Origin of the sequence: Candidatus Accumulibacter vicinus (genome assembly GCF_000584955.1) — a bacterium.
Classification (GTDB): Bacteria; Pseudomonadota; Gammaproteobacteria; order Burkholderiales; family Rhodocyclaceae; genus Accumulibacter; species Accumulibacter vicinus.
Genome location: NZ_JDSS02000019.1, coordinates 238,681 through 245,506 on the forward strand (window position 1 = coordinate 238,681; position 6,826 = coordinate 245,506).

General features: G+C 67.2%; 3 protein-coding genes. All 3 read left to right on the forward strand.

Annotation, left to right across the window (positions count from 1 at the left end):
• Positions 1–1,929 (forward strand): molybdopterin-dependent oxidoreductase (locus tag CAPSK01_RS07495; RefSeq protein WP_034924568.1); only part of this gene is annotated, 1,929 nt, incomplete at its 5' end.
• Positions 1,930–1,946: 17 nt separating this feature from the next.
• Entirely contained in the window at positions 1,947–2,933 is a 987-nt protein-coding gene (gene ybiB / locus CAPSK01_RS07500) for a DNA-binding protein YbiB (protein ID WP_034924570.1), read from the forward strand.
• Positions 2,934–2,986: 53 nt separating this feature from the next.
• The coding region (locus CAPSK01_RS07505; RefSeq protein WP_273703263.1) for an Ig-like domain-containing alpha-2-macroglobulin family protein at positions 2,987–6,826 on the forward strand (3,840 nt) is incomplete at its 3' end.

Sequence of the window (6,826 nt, forward strand, 5' to 3'; positions counted from 1 at the left end):
TGCGGCCTCGCCGAAGCCGACATCATCCAGGCGGCACGCTGGTTCGGTACTGCCGGCGCGGCGCTATCGCTGTACTGCCAGGGACTCAACCAGTCGTCGCACGGCACGCACAACAACGCCGCGCTGATCCATCTGCATCTGGCAACCGGCCAGATCGGCCGTCCCGGCGCCGGCCCCTTCTCGCTGACCGGACAACCGAACGCCATGGGCGGCCGTGAAGTCGGCGGCTTGGCCAACCTGCTTTCAGCGCATCGCGACCTTGCCAACCCCAGACACCGGGACGAAGTGGCGCAGCTGTGGGGCGTCCCGTCGGTCCCCGCGGCGCCCGGCAGGACCGCGGTCGAACTGTTTGCGGCGCTCAAGCGCGGGGTGGTCAAGGCCGTCTGGATCGCCTGCACCAATCCTGCGCAATCGTTGCCCGACCAGTCCGAAGTACGCGCCGCACTGCGGGCCGCCGATTTCGTCGTGTTGCAGGAAGCCTACGCCAATACCGACACCGCCACCTACGCCGATCTCCTGTTGCCGGCGACCACCTGGGGCGAAAAGGAAGGAACGGTCACCAACTCCGAGCGCTGCATCACCCACCTGACCCCGGCGGTTGCCCCGCCCGGCGAGGCACGCCACGACTGGCAGATCGCCGTCGATTTCGCACGTCGTCTTGGCGCCCGCCTCGAACAGGCGCTGACCGCGAAGCTGTTTCCCTACGCCGACGCCGAAGCGGTTTTCAACGAACATCGCGAAAGCACGCGCGGACGCGACCTCGACATCACCGGCCTGAGCTACGCGTTGCTCGATGCGGCCGGCCCGCAGCAGTGGCCCTTTCCCGCGGGCGCCAGCCACGGACGCCAGCGCCTGTATGAAGACGGCGTCTTTACGACGCCGAGCGGACGCGCCCGTTTCGTCCCGGTCGAACACCAGCCGACGGCCGAAAGTACCGACGCCAGGCGCCCGATCAGCCTGCTCTCCGGCCGTCTGCGCGACCAGTGGCACGGCATGAGCCGCACCGGCCGCGTCGCGCGGCTGTTCAACCTCGACGACGAGCCGCTGCTGTCGATGCACCCGGACGACCTGCGCCAGCACGGCCTCGTCGCCGGCGACCTGGCGGAGGTGGACAGCGCACGCGGCGACATCGTCGTGCGCGTCAAGCCGGATGCCGGTCTGGCACGCGGTTGCGCCTGGCTACCCATGCACTGGGGCAGCCAGTTCATGAACAGCCCCGGCGTCAATACGCTGACCGCCTCGGCACGCGACCCTTACTCGCAACAACCCGAACTCAAGCACGCCGCGGTCGCGGTCAACAAGGCCGACCTGCCGTGGCAAATGGTGATCCTGCGCAAGACCGGGTCTGGCGAACTGGCCGCGCCGACCCTGCTCGCCAGGGCAAGGACGCTGCTCGGCGAGTTCGCCTTCGCCAGTGTCGGACTCTACGGTCGCGCCGAACCGCTGGTGATCTTCCGCGCTGCTCACCCGCAGGCGCTGCCGGAAAGTCGCCTGCAGGAAATCGATACCCTGTTCGGTCTCGGCGACAACACGGCCGTGATCGTCTATGCCGACCCCCGCCGCCAGATCAGCAAGCGCGCGCTGGCCCCGGACGGCAAGCTGACCGGCGTTCGCCTCGCTGGCGAGACGCAGGCAGAGGCGTGGCTCAAGGAGGTGATGGCCGACGACACGCTCGATGCCGAGCTGATCCGCTGGGCCGTCGCGCCGATCGGCCAGCGCCCCGGCCGACTGCCGCCACGCAGCCACGTGGTCTGCAAATGCGCCGATGTCACCGCCGCGCAGATCACAGGCGACCTCGCCACCGGGGCGACGCTGGCCATGCTGCAGAAGCAGCGGAAATGCGGTACCTTCTGTGGCTCATGTCTGCCGGAACTGCGGCAGATGATTTCTGGCCAGGCGCTGCGCGCCAGTGACGCCGCAGTGTTGTGAACATACTGGGAGGGGGTATGGATTTCGCGTCGATCATCCGGTCAGTCGGACGGGGTGCGACAGGCGCGCGCGACCTGTCACGCAGTGACGCCCAGCAGCTCTACGGTGCGATGCTCGATGGCGAGGTTCCGGACCTCGAACTCGGGGCGATCGCCATCGCGTTGCGCATGAAGACCGAAACGGTCGAGGAAATGGGCGGCTTTCTCGCTGCCGCGAACGCGCGCCTGCCGATCCTGCGACGCCCCCCTTGCGGCAAGATCCGGCCGGTGGTCATCCCGACCTATAACGGGGCCCGCCGCCATGCCAATCTGACGCCGCTGCTGGCACTGTTGTTGCAACGCTTCGATGTTCCGGTGCTGCTGCATGGCCTGAGCGACGATTATGGGCGGGTGACCAGTGAGCAGATCCTGTGCGCGTACGGCCTGCAGGCCTGCGGCAGTGTGCAGGAGGCGCAGTGCCTGATCGATCAACGCCGTATGGCTTACCTGCCGCTGCCGCTGCTTTCTCCCGGCCTCGACCGCCTGCTCGCCCTGCGCAGCCGCCTCGGCCTGCGCAACAGCGCGCACAGCCTGGTCAAGATGATCGATCCTTTCGCGGGCGACTCCCTGCTGGTCACCGCCGCGACCCACCCCGATTACCTCAACAGCATGCGCGCGCTGCTCACCGGCACCGGCGCCAACGCGCTTCTGTTGCGCGGCACCGAGGGCGAACCCTTTGCCAATCCCAAGCGTCGCCCGCTGATCGAACACCTCCACGGCGGCGTCCACGACATCCTCTTCGAAGCTGAGCACGACAGCCTCAGAAACCTGCCGCAACTCCCCGAGAACTGCGACGCCACAGCGACCGTCGCCTGGATGCACCGCGTTCTCGTCGGCGAAGTCTCGCTGCCGCTACCGATTGCCAACCAGCTTGCCTGCTGTCTTCATGCCTGTGGCCGGGCAAGCAGCTTTCATCAGGCAAAGGCGCTGGTCGCGGTGGCAGGGAAGGGGTTGGCGACGGTTTAGTGGCAGGCCGTGTTCACGGAATGCGCAGTCGCGGGCACGGCGGATGCAAGGTCATGCAATTATCGAAAGGTTCGATCATGCGACAAGGGGCGGGATGGTTGGCAAGGGTGGTACAGGTCATTGTGCTGGTGGCGGTGGTGCTGGTGGTAGATGCGGCAGGCCCGCCGCAGGTGGAGCGCTTTACCCCGCAGGGTCAGGCGAAGGGAGTACGCCAGGTGGCCGTGCGTTTTTCCGAGTCGATGGTCGCTTTCGGCGACCCGCGGCTGGCCGACCCCTTCAGTGTCAAATGCGAAGGCGATCCCGAGCGCACCCAGGGGCGTGGCCGCTGGGCCGACCAGAGGAACTGGGTCTATGACTTCGCTGCCGACCTGCCGGCGGGTCAGCGCTGCCGTTTCACCCTGAACGCGGGCGTCACGTCTGCGGCCGGGACTGCATTGGCGGGCAAGCGGGAGTTTACGTTCGACACCGGCGGCCCGGCGGTGATGGCTTCGCTCCCCGGTGAGGGAGAAGAAGATATCGATGAAGAGCAGATCTTCCTGCTTGCTTTCGATGCGCCGCTCGACCCGGCGAGCATTGCCGGTGCCTGGTGCGAAGCGGACGGGATCAACGAACAGATTCCGCTCAAGCTGCTGCCGGAAAAGGAAACTCGTGAATTGCTCACGGCCAACCGGGACAACGCGTTCAACCTGTTCAGGCTATATTTCCCGGATGGCCGTGATGTCTCCATCGGCAAGCTGAAGGTCGAGGACAAACGCTTCCGCGATCTGCCGGTGGCCGGCGCGAAATGCGCGCGGCGGCTGCCGGCCGGTGCGCAGGTATCGATCGTGATCGGCCCCGAGGTGAAATCGAAGACCGGTCTCGCGCGCGGAGCACCGCAGCGGCTCACGTTCCGGGTGCGGCCCGATTTCGTGGTCGACCTGACTTGCCAGCGCGTCAAAAAGGACGCGGCCTGTCTGCCGATCACACCGATCACGCTGGCGTTCAACGCGCCGGTGCCGCGCGCAGCGGCGACGGGCATCCGGCTGAAAAGCGAACCAGGGCAGACCTTCGAACCGGTGCTGGAGCCGCACGTCAAGACCGTGGACAGCGTCGAGTTCCGCGGCCCGTTCCCGGAAAAGACCCGGTTCACCGTCGAACTGCCGCGCGGCTTCAAGGATGATGCCGGCCGCGAACCGAAGAACATGGCCTCTTTCCCGCTGCCCACGGCCACCGACGAGCACCCGCCGCTCGTCAAGTTTCCGGGCCGCTTCGGTATCCTCGAACTCCAGGCCGAGCCGGTGTTGCCGGTGACGGTACGCAATGTGGAGCCGACGCTGGCCGGGCAGAAGATCGCGCTGCCGGCGACCGCCGCTGTTCCCGGCCGCTCGCTGCGCCTCGCCAACGACGAGACGCAGATCATGCAGCGGCTGCAGCGCTTCCTGAACAAGGACTCGGAGTACTTCGACCGGCTGCGCGGCGAGAACCGCTCCTATCCGCGCGAGGGCGAAATTTCGGCCATCCGGGAGGGCGACCAGGCCACCGCCTTCGAACTGCCGCGCCCCGGCGGCGACAAGCCGATGGAGGTGATCGGCATTCCACTGCCGAAGCCCGGGTTTTACATCGTGGAGCTGGCAAGCCCACGCCTCGGGCGCGCACTGCACGATGCGGAGAAGCCTTATTACGTGTCGACCAGCGTGCTCGTCACGAACCTGGCCGTGCACCTCAAACATGGCCGTGAAGGGTCGCTGGTCTGGGTCACCGCGCTCGACAGCGGCAGGCCGGTGGCCGAAGCAAAGGTCAGCGTGCGCGACTGCACGGGCCAGGCCTGGTTTACCGGCACCACCGATGCGAACGGCATTGCCCGGGCAGGCGACCGGCTGCCCTTCGCGCAGGATGTTGCGAGGTGCGGCGACTACCGGCGCGCGCTGGTGGCGTTCGCGCGCCTGGGCGAAGACCTGTCGTTTACGTATTCGGACTGGAACGAGGGCATCCAGCCGTGGAACTTCAACCTGCGCCACAACGCCGACCGCAGGACGCCGCTGTCCATCCATACGGTGTTCGACCGCACGCTGTTCCGCGCCGGCGAGACGGTCAGCATGAAACACGTTGCGCGCGTGCCGGTCAGCGCCGGTTTCCGCATTCCAGGCCATGCCGACTTGCCGTCCGCGATCGAGATCGAACATCTCGGCAGCGGCCAGAAATACAAACTCACTGCGCAATTCGACGACCAGGGCGTGGCCGAAGGCCTCTGGAAGATTCCGCCCGAGGCCAAGCTCGGCAGCTACCGGCTCGGCTGGCCGGGGCGTGACATCCAGCAGGGGCAGGCCGAGTTCCGCGTGGAAGCATTCCGCGTGCCGCTGATGCGCGCCGCACTCGCCGCACCGAAAGAGCCCTTGATCCGCCCATCGGTTGCCAGGCTCGAGGCGGCGGTGAACTACCTTGCGGGCGGTCCCGCTTCCGGCCTGCCGGTGAAGGTGCGCCATCGGATCGAGAACCGCGGGGTGTCGTTCGCGAGTTACCCCGAGTTCCGTTTCGATAGCGAGCCCTTGAAGGAAGGGATCGTCATCGGCTCATCCGCCGAGGCCTTCGGCGCCTACGATCCGGAAGAGGACGGCAGCGCTTCCGGCAACCAGGGCGCGGGCCCCACGGCCGCACGCACATTGACGCTCGATGGTGCCGGCACGGCAGCGATTTCGATCGACCAGCTTGCGCCGGTCGTTCGCCCGGCAAGCCTGTTCGTCGAGATGGAATACAACGATCCGAACGGCGAACGCCTGGCCGTCGCAACCCGCGTCGCCTTGCATCCCGCAGCGCTTTACCTCGGCCTCAAGCCCGACGGCTGGGTGGCCAACAAGAACGGCGTGCGGGCGCAGGTGGTGGCGCTCGATCCGGCCGGCAAACCGCTCGCCGGTCGTGCGGTGCGGGTCGAGATCTATGAGCGCAAGAGCTTTTCCAGCCGGCGGCGTTTGATCGGCGGCTTCTACGCCTACGACTCGACGACGGAAACGAAGAAACTCGGCGGCGGCTGCTCGGGCACGACCGACGAGCGCGGCTTCCTGTTCTGCACGGTCAAACCCGGCCTGTCCGGCGAGCTGATCCTGCTGGCACGCGCGCAGGACGAGCAGGGCCGCGAGGCGCTGGCAAGCACCAGCGTCTGGGTGCGCGGTGCGGACGAATGGTGGTTCGAACCCTCGGATAGCGACCGCATCGACCTGATTCCGGAGAAAAAGCACTACGAGCCGGGCGAGACGGCGAAATTCCAGGTGCGCATGCCGTTCCGTGCGGCAACCGTGCTGGTGACGGTCGAGCGCGAGGGCGTGCTGGAGCAGAAAGTGGTCGCGCTCGACGGCCAGTCGCCGGCCATCGAAGTGCCGATCATCGGCAGCTACGGTCCCAACGTCTTCGTGTCGGCGCTCGCCGTGCGCGGGCGCGTCGATCCCGAGGTGCCGGGTCCGTACGCGTGGCTGAAGCGCGCGTTCTACCGTCTGGGCTACTGGCTCGGGCTGGTGGACGAAATCCCGGTCGAGCGCGACACCCGCCCGACGGCGCTGGTGGACCTGTCCAAGCCCGCCTACAAGCTCGGCATGGCCGAGATCCGGGTTGGGCACCGCGCTTACGCGCTCGCGGTGAAGGTCACCCCCGACCGCGACGTTTTCCGGGTGCGCGAAACGGCACGCGTCAATGTGCAGGTCACGGATAGCGACGGCAAACCCGCTGCCCACGGCGAGATCGCACTCGCCGCGGTGGACGAAGGGCTGCTGGAACTGTCGGACAACCCCTCGTGGAATCTGCTCGATGCCCTGTTGGGTGAGCGTCCCGTGGAAGTGACCACGGCGACGGCGCAGGGTCAGGTGATCGGCAAACGGCACTTCGGCAAGAAGGCGGCGCCGCCCGGCGGCGGCGGCGGACAGGGC